This window comes from Paludibacter sp. 221, from assembly GCF_010501035.1.
Classification (GTDB): Bacteria; Bacteroidota; Bacteroidia; order Bacteroidales; family Paludibacteraceae; genus QVMH01.
The window spans coordinates 1-1,533 of sequence record NZ_QVMH01000096.1; the positions used below are offsets into that span (position 1 = coordinate 1).

A 1,533-nucleotide genomic window follows, 5' to 3' on the forward strand; every position below is an offset into this window, starting at 1 on the left:
CTCTTACATTTGTACAGACTAATACAATAGGGTCTATTTATTGTAGTTTTGCTAGATATATAGACCTAAGGGAATGAGAGTTTTTTGCTACAGGTAAGCATCTTGCTATATCGTGAAAAAGATTTCCTCCATTCCCTACTTTATCTTCATTGAGTCTGGACAGTATCTAAGGCTACGATTCTGTAAGCTTGCGTTAATTAAGAGAAAAGACGAGGAAGTATTGGTCTATACAGTATTAACTATAAAAAGCATATGTATGGATTCAGGACAGCTATTTCGCCAGTGTGTTGGCATTGACATCTCTAAAAGTACATTTACAGCGTGTGTATGTCTGTATTACATTTCTGATTTGACACAATACAGTAGTATTGAAACTTTCAAGAACGACAAATCAGGATTCAATCAATTTGTTAAATGGAGCAGGAAGCATATTCTAAAAAATAATCCTGTTACATATTTAATGGAGGCAACAGGAGTATATTATGAGTCGTTGGCTTATCATCTTCATAAGCTCCATCTACAAGTAATGGTCGTACTTCCTAATAAAGCAAAACACTATATGCTTTCAGAGGGAATAAAGACTAAAACCGATGAAGTCGACGCTCGCAACTTAGCTTTGATGGGTGCCTTTACTCCATTAACAAGAACATGGAGTCCACCAAATGAATTATATCGCAAACTGCGCTCTCTTACTCGGTTAAATTCTGAACTTATGAAGCAGAGGACTAGAGTTAAAAACAATTTAGAGGCAATAAATCACACGGAATTACCTGAGCCATTTGTAAAAAAGAGTTATGCCAGAATGCTAAAACACATAGATGATTTATTGAAAGAAAATGCCCAAAAGATTAAGGATCTAATCAAAACAGATAAAGAGTTATACCTACGCATTAAAAAACTCGAAACAATCAAAGGTGTTGCATTAACCACTGTAGTTATCATACTGGCAGAAACGCAAGGATTTGCCTTAATTTCAAACAAGAAGCAATTGGCGAGCTATGCAGGACTTGATGTTGTTCAGAGACAATCAGGAAGTAGTGTTTGCGGAAAAACAAGAATTTCTAAAAAAGGCAATTCCAGAATTAGAGCTGCTTTGTATATGCCTGCTATTGTCGCTTCTACGTTCAATCCTCAGTTCAAAGAGGATTATACTAGGATTGTACAAAAGCACCCCAAGCAAAAGAAAATTGCCATTACGGCAATACAGAGAAAATTACTATTGCTCATGTATGCAATGTGGAAAAATGGAGAGTCTTACGATCCAAAGAAATAGACTCTTCCGAGGATGAAGAGATAGAGTTCTTCCTTCGTCTTGGGCGATAGCCCAAAAAAAGTAGGTAACCCATTATAGATTACCTACACAAGATAGACTTCCGTTCGATGTGTCGATGGGAGCCTTCCTTCGTTATGAACAAAGGTAGAAAATAATTGAAATAAATTATTAATGACAAACAAATTGTTTATTTGAAAAAATTGTTTTTTACAACAGTATCTTTTTCAAGTTGCTTTTTCAACTCCGCTTGTGCATCGGCT

The 1,533-nt window shown here is 35.8% G+C and carries 1 protein-coding gene; it reads left to right on the plus strand.

The features are described 5' to 3' along the window. The first annotated feature begins 256 nt into the window (after positions 1 to 256). Positions 257 to 1,273 (plus strand): IS110 family transposase, encoded by a 1,017-nt coding sequence (locus D0T49_RS12875; protein ID WP_163632360.1) that lies wholly within the window; start codon positions 257 to 259, stop codon positions 1,271 to 1,273. The last annotated feature ends 260 nt before the right edge of the window (positions 1,274 to 1,533 follow it).